Annotated in this window: 13 protein-coding genes and 14 tRNA genes; 2 read left to right on the plus strand and 25 right to left on the minus strand. The window is 50.6% G+C overall.

Annotated elements, in window-relative coordinates; genetic code table 11:
• Positions 1-5 precede the first annotated feature (5 nt).
• The 4 genes from KNP82_RS11100 to KNP82_RS11115 are packed head-to-tail and all read right to left on the minus strand — an operon-like array spanning position 6 to position 6,200.
• A complete protein-coding gene (locus tag KNP82_RS11100; protein ID WP_029595992.1) occupies positions 6-2,438 on the minus strand; it encodes a glycogen/starch/alpha-glucan phosphorylase in 2,433 nt (810 codons plus the stop codon).
• Between the two features lie 22 nt (positions 2,439-2,460).
• The gene (gene glgA / locus KNP82_RS11105; RefSeq protein ID WP_029595993.1) at positions 2,461-3,900 is read right to left on the minus strand and encodes a glycogen synthase GlgA; all 1,440 of its coding nucleotides are present in this window, start codon (positions 3,898-3,900) and stop codon (positions 2,461-2,463) included.
• 10 nt (positions 3,901-3,910) lie between these two features.
• The gene (gene glgD, locus KNP82_RS11110; protein WP_021066734.1) at positions 3,911-5,011 is read right to left on the minus strand and encodes a glucose-1-phosphate adenylyltransferase subunit GlgD; all 1,101 of its coding nucleotides are present in this window, start codon (positions 5,009-5,011) and stop codon (positions 3,911-3,913) included.
• A gap of 34 nt (positions 5,012-5,045) precedes the next feature.
• Positions 5,046-6,200: a glucose-1-phosphate adenylyltransferase gene (locus KNP82_RS11115; protein WP_029595994.1), complete on the minus strand. Its 1,155-nt coding sequence runs from the start codon at positions 6,198-6,200 to the stop codon at positions 5,046-5,048.
• Between the two features lie 152 nt (positions 6,201-6,352).
• On the opposite strand from KNP82_RS11115, the gene KNP82_RS11120 reads away from it, so the two are divergent.
• Positions 6,353-8,140, plus strand: coding sequence for a transglycosylase domain-containing protein (locus KNP82_RS11120; protein WP_236355803.1), 1,788 nt, complete (start codon positions 6,353-6,355; stop codon positions 8,138-8,140).
• 30 nt (positions 8,141-8,170) lie between these two features.
• Here KNP82_RS11120 and KNP82_RS11125 read toward each other — a convergent pair whose 3' ends face one another.
• The 7 genes from KNP82_RS11125 to desA form a co-directional block, all read right to left on the minus strand.
• The gene (locus tag KNP82_RS11125; RefSeq protein WP_058765770.1) at positions 8,171-9,061 is read right to left on the minus strand and encodes a hypothetical protein; all 891 of its coding nucleotides are present in this window, start codon (positions 9,059-9,061) and stop codon (positions 8,171-8,173) included.
• Entirely contained in the window at positions 9,058-9,615 is a 558-nt protein-coding gene (locus KNP82_RS11130; protein ID WP_021066738.1) for a DUF5366 family protein, read from the minus strand. Before KNP82_RS11130 ends, KNP82_RS11125 begins: the two co-directional genes overlap by 4 nt.
• 225 nt (positions 9,616-9,840) lie before the next feature.
• Positions 9,841-10,314 carry a tRNA (uridine(34)/cytosine(34)/5-carboxymethylaminomethyluridine(34)-2'-O)-methyltransferase TrmL gene (gene trmL, locus KNP82_RS11135; protein WP_021066740.1) on the minus strand — a complete coding sequence of 158 codons (474 nt, stop codon included), beginning with the start codon at positions 10,312-10,314 and terminating at the stop codon, positions 9,841-9,843.
• 10 nt (positions 10,315-10,324) lie between these two features.
• Positions 10,325-10,768 carry a methylated-DNA--[protein]-cysteine S-methyltransferase gene (locus tag KNP82_RS11140; RefSeq protein WP_214714060.1) on the minus strand — a complete coding sequence of 148 codons (444 nt, stop codon included), beginning with the start codon at positions 10,766-10,768 and terminating at the stop codon, positions 10,325-10,327.
• Positions 10,749-11,897 carry a tRNA epoxyqueuosine(34) reductase QueG gene (gene queG, locus KNP82_RS11145; RefSeq protein WP_131472311.1) on the minus strand — a complete coding sequence of 383 codons (1,149 nt, stop codon included), beginning with the start codon at positions 11,895-11,897 and terminating at the stop codon, positions 10,749-10,751. Before queG ends, KNP82_RS11140 begins: the two co-directional genes overlap by 20 nt.
• Before the next feature lie 78 nt (positions 11,898-11,975).
• Positions 11,976-12,046: transfer RNA gene (locus KNP82_RS11150), tRNA-Gly, on the minus strand.
• A gap of 225 nt (positions 12,047-12,271) precedes the next feature.
• Complete coding sequence (gene desA, locus KNP82_RS11155; RefSeq protein ID WP_021065768.1) at positions 12,272-13,291, minus strand: Delta(5) desaturase DesA; 1,020 nt, start codon at positions 13,289-13,291, stop codon at positions 12,272-12,274.
• 294 nt (positions 13,292-13,585) lie between these two features.
• Here desA and KNP82_RS11160 point away from each other — a divergent pair, with 294 nt between their 5' ends.
• A complete protein-coding gene (locus KNP82_RS11160; protein ID WP_214828017.1) occupies positions 13,586-14,245 on the plus strand; it encodes a DUF6241 domain-containing protein in 660 nt (219 codons plus the stop codon).
• 41 nt (positions 14,246-14,286) lie between these two features.
• Here the strand turns inward: KNP82_RS11160 and KNP82_RS11165 are convergent, their stop codons facing one another.
• From KNP82_RS11165 to KNP82_RS11230, 14 genes are all read right to left on the minus strand, one after another.
• Positions 14,287-15,327 (minus strand): DUF2332 domain-containing protein, encoded by a 1,041-nt coding sequence (locus tag KNP82_RS11165; protein WP_214828022.1) that lies wholly within the window; start codon positions 15,325-15,327, stop codon positions 14,287-14,289.
• Between the two features lie 160 nt (positions 15,328-15,487).
• Positions 15,488-15,568: transfer RNA gene (locus KNP82_RS11170), tRNA-Leu, on the minus strand.
• A 9-nt stretch (positions 15,569-15,577) separates the two neighbouring features.
• Positions 15,578-15,651, minus strand: a tRNA-Cys gene (locus KNP82_RS11175).
• A gap of 8 nt (positions 15,652-15,659) precedes the next feature.
• Positions 15,660-15,734 (minus strand) — tRNA-Gly (locus KNP82_RS11180).
• 4 nt (positions 15,735-15,738) lie between these two features.
• Positions 15,739-15,813 (minus strand) — tRNA-Gln (locus KNP82_RS11185).
• Positions 15,814-15,819: 6 nt separating this feature from the next.
• A tRNA-His gene (locus KNP82_RS11190) sits at positions 15,820-15,895 on the minus strand.
• 18 nt (positions 15,896-15,913) lie between these two features.
• Positions 15,914-15,984: transfer RNA gene (locus tag KNP82_RS11195), tRNA-Trp, on the minus strand.
• A gap of 3 nt (positions 15,985-15,987) precedes the next feature.
• Positions 15,988-16,071, minus strand: a tRNA-Tyr gene (locus KNP82_RS11200).
• A gap of 3 nt (positions 16,072-16,074) precedes the next feature.
• A tRNA-Phe gene (locus KNP82_RS11205) sits at positions 16,075-16,150 on the minus strand.
• Between the two features lie 27 nt (positions 16,151-16,177).
• Positions 16,178-16,253, minus strand: a tRNA-Asp gene (locus tag KNP82_RS11210).
• A gap of 7 nt (positions 16,254-16,260) precedes the next feature.
• Positions 16,261-16,334, minus strand: a tRNA-Met gene (locus KNP82_RS11215).
• 17 nt (positions 16,335-16,351) lie between these two features.
• Positions 16,352-16,426: transfer RNA gene (locus tag KNP82_RS11220), tRNA-Glu, on the minus strand.
• Between the two features lie 19 nt (positions 16,427-16,445).
• A tRNA-Ser gene (locus KNP82_RS11225) sits at positions 16,446-16,536 on the minus strand.
• A gap of 13 nt (positions 16,537-16,549) precedes the next feature.
• Positions 16,550-16,624 (minus strand) — tRNA-Asn (locus tag KNP82_RS11230).
• Positions 16,625-16,638 lie beyond the last annotated feature (14 nt).

Here is a 16,638-nt window from a genome sequence, read left to right on the forward strand (position 1 = left end):
TTTTTTTATTTGACGCTCGTCGGTTTAATGTTCCAAACGGCGTTCGCATATTCTGTGATCGTCCGGTCACTCGAGAAGATACCCGATTTGGCCGTATTGACGATCGAACTCTCGGCCCAGCGTGCCTTGTCGGCGAATACTTCATCGACACGACGCTGTGCCTGCATGTATGACGCGAAATCTTTCAAGACGAGGAAGTCGTCATTATAGACGAGAAGCGAATCGAAAATCGCTTGGAATTGGTATTCTCCAACCTTGTCGAATGTCCCGTTGACGAGTCCGTCGACGACGTTGCGCACGTCCGTGTTCGCATGATAGATGTCGGCCGCATGGTAACCGCCGAACTTCTTATAGTTCATGACTTCTTGCGGTGTCAATCCGAAGATGAAGATGTGGTCGTCGCCGACCGCGTCGCGAATCTCGATATTGGCGCCGTCGAGCGTCCCGATTGTGAGCGCCCCGTTCATCATGAACTTCATGTTGCCGGTACCTGACGCCTCGTAGCTCGCTGTCGAGATTTGCTCACTCAAGTCCGAACCTGGGAAGATGCGCTCGGCCATCGAGACGCGATAGTTCTCAAGAAAAACGATTTTGATGAAGCGGCTCGCCCGTTTGTCATTGTTGATCATCGACGCAAGGGCGTTGATATAGCGAATGACTTCTTTGGCATAATAATACCCTGGTGCCGCCTTCGCCCCGAAGATGAACGTACGTGGGACCATCGTGAAAGTCGGATCGGCTTGAATCTTTTGATAGAGCGCGTGAATGTGCATCGCGTTCATCAATTGACGTTTATAGGCGTGCAGTCGCTTGACTTGGACATCGAAAATCGAGTCCGGGTCGACGGCGATGCCCGTCTCGGCTTGGATATAACTTGCCAAATCCAGTTTGTTCTGTTGTTTCACGTTCATGACCTGTTCTTGGAAGCTCGCATCTTTCGAGACACCCATCAACTTCTCGAGATCGTTCGGATGTTCAATCCATGATGGACCAATTGCATCCGTAATCAAATTCGAGAGGCGTGGATTCGACTTGAGGAGCCAGCGTCGATGCGTGATGCCGTTCGTCTTGTTGTTGAACCGGAGCGGGAACATCTCGTACAAATGACGCATTTCGCGTTGCTTCAAGATGTCCGTATGAATCCGGGCCACCCCGTTCGTCGAGTGCGAACCGACGACGGCAAGGTTTGCCATGTTGATGTGTTCGTTCGATACGATTGCAATCTCGCCCATATGTGGCTCGAGATGCGGATAGTTGACGAGGACGTCTTTACAGAAACGGCGATTGATTTCCGTGATGATTTGATAAATGCGTGGCAATAACCGTTCATACATCTCGACCGGCCACTTCTCGAGCGCCTCGGCGAGGAGTGTGTGGTTCGTGAACGACATGACGCTCTTCGTCACACGCCACGCTTCGTCCCAGCCGTAACCATGATCGTCCATCAAGATCCGCATGAGTTCAGGAATGGCCACGACCGGATGCGTGTCGTTAATATGGACCGCATAATGGTCGCCTAAGTGCTTCAAGGATTTATTATGACGTAAATAAGACGCGATCATCGACTGGACGCCCGCCGAGACGAAGAAGTATTGCTGCTTCAAACGAAGCACTTTTCCTTCGTACGTCGTGTCGTCCGGATACAGGAATTCAGAAATGGTCGCAATCGACTGCTTATACTTCAACAAATCTTTATACGACCCTTTCGTCCGTTCCATATACTCCTCATCATCAAACGGCGACTCGGCGTTCCAAAGTCGGAGCGTGTTGACGACGTCGTTTTTGTACCCGATGATTGGCATATCGTAAGGGACGGCCCTTACGACTTCGTCCGGATGGTGGACGACCCGGAGCCGGTCACCGATTTGACGCATCTCAATCCAGCCGCCGAAATTGACGTCGATGGCGCGATCCGCTCGGCGTGTTTCCCACATGTTCCCGTCACGAAGCCAGTTGTCTGGCAACTCGACTTGATAGCCGTCAACGATTTTTTGTTTGAACAAGCCGTAACGGTAGCGAATTCCGTTCCCGTGTCCTGGGAGACTGAGCGCTGCGAGCGAGTCAAGGAAGCAGGCGGCTAGGCGGCCGAGACCGCCGTTACCGAGACCTGGTTCCGGCTCATATTCGGTAATATCGGTGAAATTGAATCCGAGCTCATCGAGTCCCTCTTGCACGACTTCGAGGACGTCCATACTGAGTAAATTGTTGTACAGAAAACGACCGAGCAAAAATTCAAGTGAGAAATAAATGACTTGTTTACTTTGTTTTTCTTCATGCTTGTCGCGGGTGTTGATCCATTTCGGAATTGCCTGCTCGCGCACCATCGTGGCCAACGTTTGATACACTTCCTGCTCGGTCCCTTCATCAAACGACTTCCCGTTTAATGCGACAAATCTCTCTTGGAATGAAGTGACGAAGCTCTGTTTGTCTGTAAACATATGTGTGTAAAACTCCTTCCGGTCATGCAAATAGGTGATACAACTCACGGTATTGCTTCGCAGATTGTTTCCAACTAAAGTCCGCGGTCATCGCTTGGTGGACGAGCGCGTTCCACGTGTTGTCCTCGTAGAAGACGCGAATCGATTTCTCGATCGTCGCGAGCATCTCGTGAGCGTTATAGTTCAAGAAACCAAAACCTGTGCCTTCTTGTGTGTATTCGTTATACGGTTTGACTGTATCGCGCAGTCCACCCGTTTCGCGTACGATTGGAAGCGTCCCGTAACGCATCGAGATGAGTTGGCTGAGACCGCACGGCTCGAAGCGGGATGGCATGAGGAATGCGTCCGATCCGGCATAAATCAAGTGGGCGAGTTCGATATCGAAACCGATATATGACCCGACCTTGCCAGGGTGTGACGCCGTCATATGATGGACGATGCCTTCATACTCCGGTTGGCCCGATCCGAGGAACACGAACTGACAGTCCAAGTTCCCGAGCTCCTCACTCACCGCTTCAATCAAATCAAGACCTTTTTGTTCGACGAGTCGACTGACGAAGCCGATCAACATGACATCGTCACGTACCTCGAGGCCGAACCGTTCTTGGAGCACACGCTTGTTGGCGAGCTTCCCTTCTTTGACCGTATCGAGATTGTACGTCTGGGCGATGCGCTTGTCCGTGCTCGGGTCATTCGTCGCCAAATCGAGGCCGTTCAAAATCCCTCGGACGTCGACAGACCGATAACGGAGTGTCGCGTCGAGCCCTTCCCCGTAGTACGGTTCCATGATTTCGTCACGATACGACGGACTGACCGTCGTGATTTGGTCTGAATGGACGATGCCCGCCTTCATGTAGTTGACGAGACCGTTATGTTGAATTCCTTCCGCCGTGAAGTGTTCCGGACCGAACTGTAACAGCTCGCCGAGGACCGCTTCCGGGAAGATGCCTTGGTATTGCAGGTTATGGATGGTAAAGACGGTACGAATGCGTTGATACGCCTCGATATGTTGATAATGGATCCGCAAGAAGGCTGGGACGACACCGGTCTGCCAATCATGACAGTGGAGCACGTCAGGCACGTCTTCCGCTTCGAGCTTCCCGATCATCTCGAGCACGGCACGAGAGAAGAATGCGAAGCGCTCGGCATCATCGTAATGGCCATAGAGCACGCCTTCCCGTTTAAAGTAATATTCGTTGTCGATGAAGTAATACGTGATTCCATCGCGTTCAAGCTTGAGGACGGCACCGAACTGCTTGCGCCAGCCGACCGGAACGATCAGATCGAACATGTATTCCATTTCATCTACGTACTCTTGAGCAATCGTGCCATACTTCGGCATGATGACACTCACTTCTTCACCAAGGCTAGACACCGCTTGAGGGAGCGAGCCGATGACATCGGCAAGCCCCCCCGTTTTCATGAACGGTGCTGCTTCTGAAGCGACATACCATATTTTCATAATATCCCCCTTACACCGTTGTCCGTTTTCCGATTACGATCGGTTCATCGACCGTACCACGAATGACTTGCCCTCGTTTGACGACCACTTCTTTATCTAAAATGGCGTTCTCGACGACAGCCCCTTCTTCGATGATCGATTTGGATAGAATGATTGAGTTTTTAACGCGGGCGTGTTCGCTGACGACGACACCGCGGAAGAGAATGCTGTTTTGAACTTCACCGCTGATTTTACAGCCGTTCGCGACGAGCGCCTCATTCACCTTCGACCCGTTCAAATAGCGTGTCGGTGGCTCATGTTTAATCTTCGTATAAATGTGTGGGAAGTCGTAAATGATTCCCTCATGACGAAGTAAGCGCATACTCTCATTATAGTATGAAAGCACAGAGTGAATCACCTGCATTTTGCCAGTATAGTGATACCCGTGAACGTGGAGACGGTGAAGCTGCGGACGGATGACACCGTCGAGCAAGTCATACTCGCCTCTTGACGTCGCTTCATCGACGAGACGAAGGAACAGGTTTTTCGACATGACGATCGTCTCCGTATACGTATACTCATCGCTCGGGCTGTATCCGCGCTCACCGATGCCGACGACGCGATCGTTCTCGCCGAGACGGATCGGGCGGCAATAGCCACACTTCTGTTCATGGCCTGTATAGGCGAGCGTGATGTCCGCCCCCATCGATTTGTGATGCTCGAGCATGTCTTGGAAATCGATTGTCGTCAACACGTTCGAACCTGTGATGACCACATACGGTTGCTTGCTACGCACAAAATGTTCGCGGTGCATCGAGAAGTTGGCCAAATCGCCGAGGTAGGCTTCTCCGTCAGGTTTGAGTGCCGGCGGGAAGATGTGCAGGCCGCCTTGTGAGCGGTCCAAATCCCATTCTTTCCCTGATCCCAAGTGGTCCATGAGTGAGCGGTATTTATCAAGTGTGAAAATACCAACTTGGTTGATGCCTTGAGTGATCATGTTCGTCAATGTAAAGTCAATTAGGCGATAACGCCCTGAGAACGGGACAGCCGCTAAATTGCGGTGCCCCGTGAATTCAGGAAATAAACCCTCTTCAGTTCCTAAGTTGATGATTCCTAACAAATCATTCGTCAACAGTAACGCCTCCTTGCGTCGGTCTTTTTTTAAATCAAACACGTTGTTTGAAGACTGTGCCGCTCTCGATATTTTCATGTGGTTCAATGACAACGATCTCACCACCCGGCTCGCCAACTGTCGCCCCGTCTTGAATGACGGCACAGCTCGCGACGATCGCTCGATGAATCGTTACATCTTTTCCAATCCGTGCTCCCGGCATGATGACCGAGTCTTTGACGAGCGAGCCTTCACCGACACGTACATCGTAGAACAAGACCGAATGTTGGACCTCGCCTTCGATTTGGCAGCCTTCGTTAATGACCGACTGTTCGACACACGCATCTTTCCCGATGAATTGCGGTGTTTGGTTCGGGTTGACCGAATAGATTTTCCAGTTCGGATCGTAAAGGTCGAACGGTGGATCTTCTTCGAGCAAGTCCATGTTGGCTTCCCAAAGCGATTGAATTGTTCCAACGTCTTTCCAGTAGCCTTTGAATTTATAAGCGAACACGTCTAAGCCGTCGAGAAGCGTGTTCGGAATGATGTTTTTCCCGAAGTCGAAACTTGATGTCTCGTCTTCCGCGTCTTGAATCAAATGCTCCCGAAGTACTTTCCAGTTGAAGATGTAAATCCCCATCGAGGCCAAGTTGCTCTTCGGCTTCTCTGGCTTCTCGTCGAACTCATTGATGCGAAGATCGTCGCTCGTATTCAAAATCCCAAAGCGTGGCGCCTCGTCCCATGGAACTTCCATGACTGAGATTGTGACATCGGCTTGTTTCTCTTTATGGAAATCGAGCATCTTCTCATAGTCCATCTTGTAAATGTGGTCCCCCGATAGGATCAACACGTACTCCGGATCGTAGTCGTCGATATAGCTCAAGTTCCGATAAATCGCATTGGCCGTACCTTCGTACCAGTTTTTTCCCGACTGAGCTTGGTATGGTGGTAAGATGGCCAAGCCTCCATTGCGGCGGTCCAAATCCCAGGCTGACCCGATGCCTAGGTAACGGTTCAATTCCAGTGGCTCATATTGTGTTAACACGCCCACCGTCGTGATTCCCGAATTGGTACAGTTCGATAATGGAAAATCGATGATCCGGTACTTCCCTCCAAAGTTGACAGCAGGTTTTGCCGTCTTCCGTGTGAGAGGCCCGAGTCGTTTCCCTTCTCCTCCTGCGAGGAGCATCGCAACCATTTCTTGCTTCATAGTACAGCCTCCTAAATTCATAATATAAACATCTATTACCCTCTTTCTCTACTTCCTAATGTATTCCTGCCCAAATTATTATATGATAACGTTTACATTTTGAATTTTTTTGAAAGATTGACGATATAATGTATGAAGAGAGAGGTGAGACGATGCGAGCGTGGATTGGGACACTATTTTTTGCTGGACTGTTAGCCGTCGGCGGGACGATCAGCGGAGCGTTAAAAGAAGAAATTGAGCAAGCGAAACAGATTATGACGTGGGGTGAAAAGACGGTCAACGCTACCCCGCTCGCGTCGAAACATGCCGTCACGTTGACGTACAAAGGCGGGACGGAACGGCTCTATTTGAACGGTCGACGCGATGACGTCTCTGTCGCGCGCTTTCCGGCCCACCTCCGTGAAGCCATCATGACCATCGAAGACCGCAAGTTTAACGCCCATCCGGGATATGACCTCGGTGGTATCGCTCGGGCTTTCATCAATAACGCCAATGAATCCTCGCGCCAAGGCGGCAGCACCATCACCCAACAGCTCGCCCGGAACGTCTATTTGACGCACGAGCGGACATATGAGCGCAAAGTGAAGGAATTATTGCTCGCCCGGGCGCTTGAAAAACAATATAGTAAAAAAGAAATTATGACAGCATACAGCAATGTCATCTTCTTCGGACATAACGTTTACGGGATTCAAGCAGCAGCCGAGACGTATTTCGCCCGCCCGCTCGAAGATTTGAACTGGAATCAAATCGCTTTCCTGTTAACCATCCCGAACAATCCATCTTTATATGATCCGCTCGATCCGTCAGAATCGTTCTATGAGCGCAAAGATCGAATCCTCACCCAGCTCCGTGATGCCGGCGTCATATCGAGACAAGCGTATGAAACGCATCATGGGGTGAAGCTGACGGCGACGTACCGTCAACACGTCGTCCGTTATCCCGATTATATGGATACGGTCATGAAAGAGGCGATTCGACTCGTCCGCTCACGTTATGATCTCGATGAAGAAGCAGCCAGAGACTACTTGGCGACCAATCAAGCGACAATCGAGACGCATCTGTCCGTCGCCCGGCAACAACAGGCGAAACAAGTCATGACAAAACTGCCGAACGGTTTGAACGGCGGCTACGCCGAGCTGACGCCGAACGGACGCATCATCGCCCTCGTCGATTCAGAGATGACCCAATCGGGTGAATTCAATCGGGCCACGCAAGCGTTCCGCCAACCTGGGTCAGCCATCAAACCTGTCCTCGTGTTCGCGCCCTATATAGAAGAGACCGGAGCGAAACTCGATACCATCCTCGACGGTCGGCCAGTCTGTTACGGGACGTATTGTCCGACGAACAGCGGAAATCGTATCCTCGGTGATGTATCGTTCCGCGATACGGTCGCGTATTCCTACAACACGCCGGCGCTCGCCGCCTTCACCGCGATCGATCAAGAGGCAGCGTATACGACGGCGGACATGATGTTCAGCCAGTGGGACGCTAAGAGCGATAACAGTCTCGCCAGCGCACTCGGCGGTTTGACCCAAGGCGTGTCGCCCAAAGAGCTTGCCGCCGCCTATACCCCGTTTCTCAACCAAGGCGTGTACGTGTCCGGCCAGACGATTAAACAGATTCGCTTCGAGTCGGGCGCAGCTACGATCACGCCAAGCATGACGAAGCAAGCTGTCTGGTCGAAAGCGACCGTCGCGACGATGCGGGAGGCGTTGTCCGCTGTCACCACTTACGGGACGGGACGTTACGCCAACCAAATCAAAGGGCCTTATATCGGCGGGAAGACCGGTACGACGAACTCGCATAAAGACATGTGGTACGTCGGTTTGACCGATGAGTCAATCACGGCCATCTGGCTCGGCGCCGACACGCCGCGGCCGTTCCCGGAGCTCGCCAACCGGGCCTATCCTGCTATCGTTTGGACGGAAGCACATCGCTAAAAAGCCAGGGACATCGTTGTCCCTGGCTTTTTATGGTCGTCGATACGTCTGGCACGTGTAGTCCCCCCATGCCTCGAACAGTTCATGTTGTTGAATCAGTTTCCATGGATTGAACAGCGTCTGCCCGTTCTTGTTGAAGAAGAGTCCGGCGCCGATGCAGTATGTCGCGTGTTGGACACGCCCTGCCTCATCAACGAACGTGAGCACATCCCCTCGTTCGGTCAGTTCCGACTCGGTTCTCATGTAACCAGCCTGACCGAGCGTCTGGAGGAATGTGCCAGGATGGACCCATTGCGTCGCCATCCACTCCGCACCTGTCACCGCGAACAGCGTGGCCGCGAGGCAATTGCTGCCTGACGTGACCGGGAAGGTGTTAGCAAGGCGTCGCACATGGTCAGGGCAAGTATCGGGAATAGAACTCGCCGTCCACTCGTCCCAAGCTTTGGCGTACTCGAACGTCAGTTGACGACGCATCTCGTCTGGCATCACCTGAAAGGCTGACTGATGTAAGATGAGATACGGCACATCGTCTACCGTCACAATCGAAGTCGCCAACGAATCGATTTCCATGTCAGTCGCCGGGAAAACGAGCCCCCGTCCGACCGTGACTTGATAGGCAAGCAACTCGCGTCTCACTTCTGGCAATAATGTCGCGACCCACCCCGGCGGCGCATGCAAGACGACAACAGCCTCGCGGTCGATGGTCCAATACGTATAGGCGTTGGCCATGCGGATGTCCCGATAAGACGGATGCACGTCGAATTCTGCCCGTGGGATCATCAAGACGTTCGCATCCGCACCGAGTCGCGTCACGAGTCTCGCATCCGCCATGAATAAGTCCATCGGTGGCACCATCGAACCCATCCATGCCTGGACGACTTCTTCGGTCGGAATGAGGGGAATCGTCGCATTCACCGTCATAGGATGATGTCCCCGACCGAGTTAAACAAGCGTAGCATCGCCCAAGCGAGGCCGCTCAACAGGATGGCCCACATCATCGCTTGAATCAAGAGCAGACCGATTGCCCGAAACGTCGACATCAACTGACTGACTTGCCATATGTAATAGAACAAATAGAGGACGAATGTGCCGAGCAATACCGCGATGACGGCAAGGAGCGAGTTCAGGAACAAGAAGCTGATTCCCGACCCGACCAGAAAAATCGTCGCCCCTGGCTTGAGACGATGGAGCGAGCTGCCGTTCGTCTCACGCGCGAAGAAGGCGAATCCGAGTTGATTGAACGTGTCGGCCACGAGCTTGAAGGCGCTGAACAGCATGAAGTAAATGGTAAAGAACACGACGAGCACGAGCACTTTTGACTCCTGTACGGACAACAGGGCGATAATCTCGCTGTAGACACCGACACGGGTCAGCCATTGAATCACATACTCGCTCGTGGCGATCGCAAGCGACATCGAGAACAGAATAATCCCAATCAACGGGGCATAGCTTAACAAGTACACGTTTGTTTTCATATCGGCTCCAATTTCACAAGAATTTCTCATATTCAGTGCAAATCTATTATCAAGTATATTATAATATTCGTAGTCACGGAGAACAAAAGGGGGATTTTCAGATGGGTTTGTTACTAATGGTCGGAATCAGCGTCGTCTTCCTCTCAGCTATCTTTACAGCTGGATACAACAGAAAACCTGAAGGTAATCAATAAGAGCCGAGATTCTCACGAATCCGGCTCTTTTTTATTTCAACCCAGCATATCCTTGTTGGCGGAGCGCCTCATAGACGATAATCGCCGCCGTGTTCGAGACGTTGAGCGATCGCACGAGGTTCGATTGCGGCAAGCGGATGCAACGGTCGAGGTTATTCTCGATCACTTCCATCGGCAACCCTTTCGTCTCGCGACCGAAGACGAAGAAATAGTCTTTGTCGACCGCAGACACGTCGAGGTCACTCGGGTACTGTTCCCCGTACTTGGTAATGTAAAAGAACTCTCCGTCCGGGTGCTTGGCCCACAGTTCGTCAAGCGAATCGTGATACCGCACATCGACGAACTGCCAATAATCGAGCCCGGCTCGTTTGAGCATTTTATCGTCTGTCGAAAAACCTAACGGACGAATCAAATGAAGCACCGAATTCGTCGCGGCACATGTGCGCGAGACGTTACCTGTATTCGCCGGGATTTCTGGTTGGAACATTACTACATGGATTGCCATAATCTACTCCTCACTTCACTTGTTCGAGATCAAGTAATCGTTGTTTTTGATGAATACCGCCACCGAAACCGGTCAGTTGTCCTCCGCTACCGATGACGCGGTGGCACGGGAAAATGACGGGCAACGGATTCCGGTTCAGTGCCTGGCCGACCGCACGAACCGCTTTTGGTCGTCCGATTTGTTCGGCGATTTGTTTGTACGTCCGCGTCTCTCCGAACGGGATCGTTAAGAGCGCATCCCATACTTCTTGCTGAAAGACGGTCCCGTTCATCTCGATCCACTCGCGGTCAGACGGTTGAAGCCCGTCTTGTTCGACACGTTCAATCAGTTCGGTCAGCCAAGCTGGTGCCGAACCATCATCCGCTTCCGTCTCCGCAAAGTCTAACGCACATAGCTTTCCATTGGCGTTCAATTCATAGCCTAACGTTCCCCATTTAGATGACACGGTCTTCATGACTCCACTCCTCTCGGAATAATCGAATCTCTTCATGTACGAGCTCCGACGTCTCCGTCGACTCAATCTGTTGATAAATCGTCTCGGCTTCGGCTCCGAGAATCGCCCCGATCGCCCAGACCGCTGTCGCCCGCATGTCTTCGCGCTCATCTTGTTGGATGAAGTCTTCGAGCACCGGCACGGCCGATGGTTCCCGATAATGGGCCAACGCTAGAATCGCATTTCGCTGAATCGGCTTTTTTCCGCGCCATGCGCCAGACAGATGGCCGAACTTCGCTTTGAACTCCCGATTGCTCAAGTTCAGTAACGGGACGAGCAACGGTTTGACGATTTCCGCTTCAGGAAGCAGTTCCTCATGATGGCGCCAATCCTTCTTCCGATTATACGGACAGACTTGTTGGCACGTGTCGCAACCGTAAAGCCGTCCACCGAGCTTCGAGCGGAACTCGCGTGGCATGAGCGTCTTCATTTGCGTCAAATAGGCGATGCAACGTTTTGCGTCGAGCACACCCGGTTCGATAAGCGCCGTCGTCGGACATGCCGTCATGCATTTCGTACATTCTCCGCACCCGTCCTCAATCATCTCATCCGGTGGTAAGTATGTGTCCAGGATCATCTCGCCTAGATAGAGGTACGACCCCTTCTCGGGCGAAATGATGGAACAGTTCTTGCCGCTGAAGCCGATTCCGGCCCGTTCGGCCACCGCCCGATCGACAAGCTCTCCCGTATCGACCATCGAGCGTGTCCGGACGCCCGGGACGAGCTGTTCAATATACGCCTGCAATTGTTCGAGTCTCGAGCCAACAGCGCGATGGTAGTCGAGCCCCCACGATGCCCGGGCGAACAAACCGCGGCGCTCATCGGCCACACTACGCGGCGCGTCCTTCAATTTGCTCGGATACAAGATGGCGATTGCAATAATCGACTGCGCTTCTTCAAGTAACAGCGTCGGTGTCGTCCGTTTGTCCAAGTCAGGCTCCTCGAACCCCGAAGCGAATCCCTTTTCTTGCTGCTTCACGAGACGTTGCTTCATGACGATGAACGGGTCGGCCGTCGTCACTTTCAACTCGTCAATCCCAATCGTCGTCGCGTACGCCACAATCTTCTGTTTAAGTGTTTCCGGGCTCATCCCGTTCATCGAATCACCTCTTTCATGCCTATTTTCGCATACAAAAAATCTCCCCGCCAGTCGGCAGAGAGATGATGAAGCGGGTGAAGAGAATCGAACTCTCGTCATCAGCTTGGAAGGCTGAGGTTTTACCATTAAACTACACCCGCATGGTTCATATGAGTCGGCTGTAAAAGCGACTACAATCAATATACATCTATACCTTTCGGAAGTCAACACTTTTAAAGAAATTTCTTTGATGGCTTATCAAGTCTATATGTTTATTGTCTGAGTACATCTAATTCCCTTATTTATCTTCTTTAAATCATATCTCAATATAAGATAGCTGTGGCGATATAAAAATATCCTGCCGACAAAGCCGGCAGGAATGTGCGTCACAACGATGACGTCTTCGGTTCCCGAAGCAAGTGCTTAATATCGCGGAACGTGACGAACGTCTTGTTCTGAGCATCGTAGAGTTTGTAGCGTAGCGACTTCAAACTCGACCATAGACCAATCGTCGTCGCTTTTTGGAGCGGCGGCGTCGACGTATGGGCTTGTTCAAGGTTGTAGTTCGGTACACGCGGGCTCAAGTGATGAACATGGTGGAAACCGATATTCCCGGTTACCCACTGCAACACTTTCGGCAACTCGTAATACGAGCTTCCTTCGATCGCAGCCTTCACGTAGTCCCACTCGCTCTCGTCCTCGAAATACGAGTCTTCGAACGTATGCTGTACGTAGAACAACCAGATTCCAAGGACACCGGCTGTGAACATTGTCGTGCCTTGAACAATCAAGAACGCTTTCCAACCGACGATCGCGATGACGAGCGCATAGAGAACGACGAGCGACAAGTTAATGAGGTATGTGTTATTCCGTTCTTTTTTACGCGCATCTTTCCGATTGAAACGGCTCGTGACAAGAATCAAGAACAACGGCCCGAGACCGAACATGACGAGCGGGTTACGGTATAGACGATATTGCAATCGAGTCCATCTCGATGCCTCGACGTATTCTTCAATCGTCATGACCCAAATGTCACCGACGCCACGTTTGTCCAAGTTACCACTCGAAGCATGGTGAATCGAATGCTCTCGTTTCCATTTCTCATATGGGAACAACGTTAGAATCCCCATAATCGTCCCGACGATAGCGTTCGCTTTTTTATTCTTGAAAAACGAACCGTGCGTACAGTCGTGGAAAATGATGAACATCCGGACAACAAAACCAGCTGCGACGATGGCGAGTGGAATGGTCAAGAAGACCGAGATTTGGAGCGCCTGATAGGCAAGAATCCAGGCGGCAAGAAACGGCAAGATTGTGTTGATCATCTGCCGGACGCTCTTCTTCACATCGGCCTTTTCAAACGGCGAGACATGCTTTCGGAGCTGGGCGATTTTTTCTTTACTCATGTACAACTTCCTCCTCAATTGCAAATAGCGATGACGACAACAAAAATGAAATATGAAACCAAATACAGTATGAGATTGACGAGCAACGTGACCGTCATTAGAATTTATACATCATAAAATATTATTACCAGGTAATTATATCACATCACAGATGGAAAAACGTTCATTCAAAATGAGTTATCAAATCATTTTTTTGTTTCTTTTATCTATTTTTCCATATTAATCCCTTATATGGGATTAATGGTATTTGAAGTATGTTAAAATCCAACTATGTACAGATAGGAGGCAATGATATTGTTCAAAAAACTGAAACAGGTATTTACCCCGAAGCGACTCATCATCACGACTAGCGTCCTCATCTTGCTCATTCCAGTCTTTTGGATCAGCTACACGTTTTATAAAAACTTAAGTCAAGGTGTCGAAAATGAGAATCTTGATGACAAATACGCAAAGCGCGTCAAAGAACTACAAATCGAAGTATCCAAGGAAGACCCATTAGACCGCAGAGGCAACTCCACCGCAAAGACTCGCGTTGAACTAGAGGTCTCTTTCAATGAAGAGAAACCAAATCGAACTGAATTGATCAAAAGCATGCACTTGATGACACATCAAAAAATATCAGCTCGTGCTAAATGGGGGGCGATTCCGATGACACCACAGAATATTCAACAATCGGCTGAATACTTGAATCTTCTAAAATCAAAATTCAAGATCGAAGATGACATATACGCCGAATTGAACATCATGCTCGAAAATTGGTCACAAGGCGACTTCTCCAAAGCCGACACGGAGCAAGATCGTTTGTTGCATTTCCTCCAAGCGAATAGAGGATTCTCAAACGGATTGGCGACTGAGAACGAAGAGGAACTCTTTATCCTGAACAATTTTGGACCCGATTACTTACATACTTTGGACGAAGCGACTTACACGTCATATGAAGAATCATCTCCGTGATGGTTCTTTTTTTCATTAATCCTAAATAGCTCTAACCGAGGTTAGAGCTTACCAAATCTTTGCTCAAGATTTTCTTCCGTTTCTGGTGATAGCAACCAGTTGAACCAACGTCCATGCCCATCCGTTTCAGCGAGCACGTACTCACTCTTCCTGCCATCGATAATAAGATCGAGGTGGAGCAACTTGTCTTGGACATTATTATAGATGTGACAGACGTCCCGGTACTCCCCGATACAGTCGACTTGACGCAAAAGCTCATACTTGGTTTCAAGTGGCATTTGATTCGCCACGTGTGTATGGAAGATACAGACGATGCTATCCGTTTCAATCGAATCGACTCGTGTTTTTAATAATTGAACTCCATCCCCTTGAATCAACTCCAATGGTTGTGATCCGATCAACGCACTCGCCTGTTCAAATAGCTCGAGACGAGTTGTATGTTCCGGCCATATAAGCGAATTCAACCATAATTTTTCATCGCCATCGGTCAAATCGACGATATTCAAATCAAACCCGATTCGTTCCCGGACTGGAGGAAGCGGTAGATTCAGTCGAGGTCTTCCTTCGCCAATCACCTCCGCTGAAATCTCGAGGGATGACGTGACGTTCCCGGCCAGTTCGCTGTCGTCATATCGATAGCTGTACTGATCCCATAAGAGCTGTAGACCGGCGCTCGTACCAATCTCCACTAAAGACAACGGTTGCTTTGAGTATCTAGAAATCATACCGAACACTGGATATAAATACGCACACCGTCTCACTTCGTTCGTTTGAACGAGCCTAGTCTGTAAGAGAGCAACCAACTCAGTTTCATAAGTTGTGCAAAATTGCTGAAAACTCGGAAATAGTCCTTCATCTACCTCTTTCGCTTCAATGGCCACGCTTGGATAATAGTCGCCTAATGGATGCTGGTGCCCACTCAAGAGCAGATAATGGACTGCTCCAAACAACAGGTTCGGAATAGGCTGTCCTGGATTGGCTTGCTCACATAATGTGAGAATCGACACGTCTGTCGCTATCTCGTTCGACAATGATTCATAAAGAACACTCGAACCTCTACACTCGTTTGCAGCAAATCTCATAAAAGCTTGAGCGATTTGATCTGTCGGCAATGTACTTCCCCCTTCGTCCCCTTGCACAATCGTACACTCCTTGCTTATTCCTTACGCATCGCTCACTTCCCTTTATTTTTAAACTTTCACATACAAAAAAAAGACCCTAGCCTCAGCTAGGATCTACGGATACCGGTGGTCGGAGTCGAACCGACACTCCAGAGGAACACGATTTTGAGTCGTGCGCGTCTACCAATTCCGCCACACCGGCATATTATGTTGGAGGCGCCAGTCGGAATCGAACCGACGATAGAGGAGTTGCAGTCCTCTGCCTTACCACTTGGCTATGGCGCCAAATTTAATGGAGCGGAAGACGGGATTCGAACCCGCGACCCCGACCTTGGCAAGGTCGTATTCTACCACTGAACTACTTCCGCATAATGGCTGGGCTGGAAGGGATCGAACCTACGCATGTCGGAATCAAAATCCGATGCCTTACCACTTGGCTACAGCCCAATAAAATGGGGCGACTGAAGGGAATTGAACCCTCGAATGCCGGAATCACAATCCGGTGCGTTAACCACTTCGCCACAATCGCCATAATTATATTAGAAAGCAGGGGCAGCAGGAATCGAACCCGCGCTGACGGTTTTGGAGACCGTAGTTCTACCGCTAAACTATGCCCCTAGGTGGTGGGGGGGGGCGGATTCGAACCGCCGAACCCGAGGGAGCGGATTTACAGTCCGCCGCGTTTAGCCACTTCGCTACCCCCCCACATGGTGGCTTTGGACGGAATCGAACCGCCGACACAAGGATTTTCAGTCCTTTGCTCTACCAACTGAGCTACAAAGCCATGTATGTAGTAATTTAATTGAAAAAATGGCGGTCCTGACGGGATTCGAACCCGCGATCTCCTGCGTGACAGGCAGGCATGTTAACCGCTACACCACAGGACCACACTAATTGCGGGGGCTGGATTTGAACCAACGACCTTCGGGTTATGAGCCCGACGAGCTACCAGACTGCTCCACCCCGCGACGATATAAAATTTAAATGGTGACCCGTACGGGATTCGAACCCGTGTTACCGCCGTGAAAGGGCGGTGTCTTAACCGCTTGACCAACGGGCCATACTATTGATTGAAAAACTGGCGGAGAGCAAGGGATTCGAACCCTTGAGACGGTTTTGCCGCCTACACGAATTCCAATCGTGCTCCTTCGGCCACTCGGACAGCTCTCCAAAAAGAGAAAAGTGGCTCCGCAAGTAGGATTTGAACCTACGACCTACCGGTTAACAGCCGGTTGCTCTACCACTGAGCTATTGCGGAACGATCTTGCCTGG

Source organism: Exiguobacterium sp. s26 (assembly GCF_018618235.1).
Lineage (GTDB): Bacteria > Bacillota > Bacilli > Exiguobacteriales > Exiguobacteriaceae > Exiguobacterium > Exiguobacterium chiriqhucha.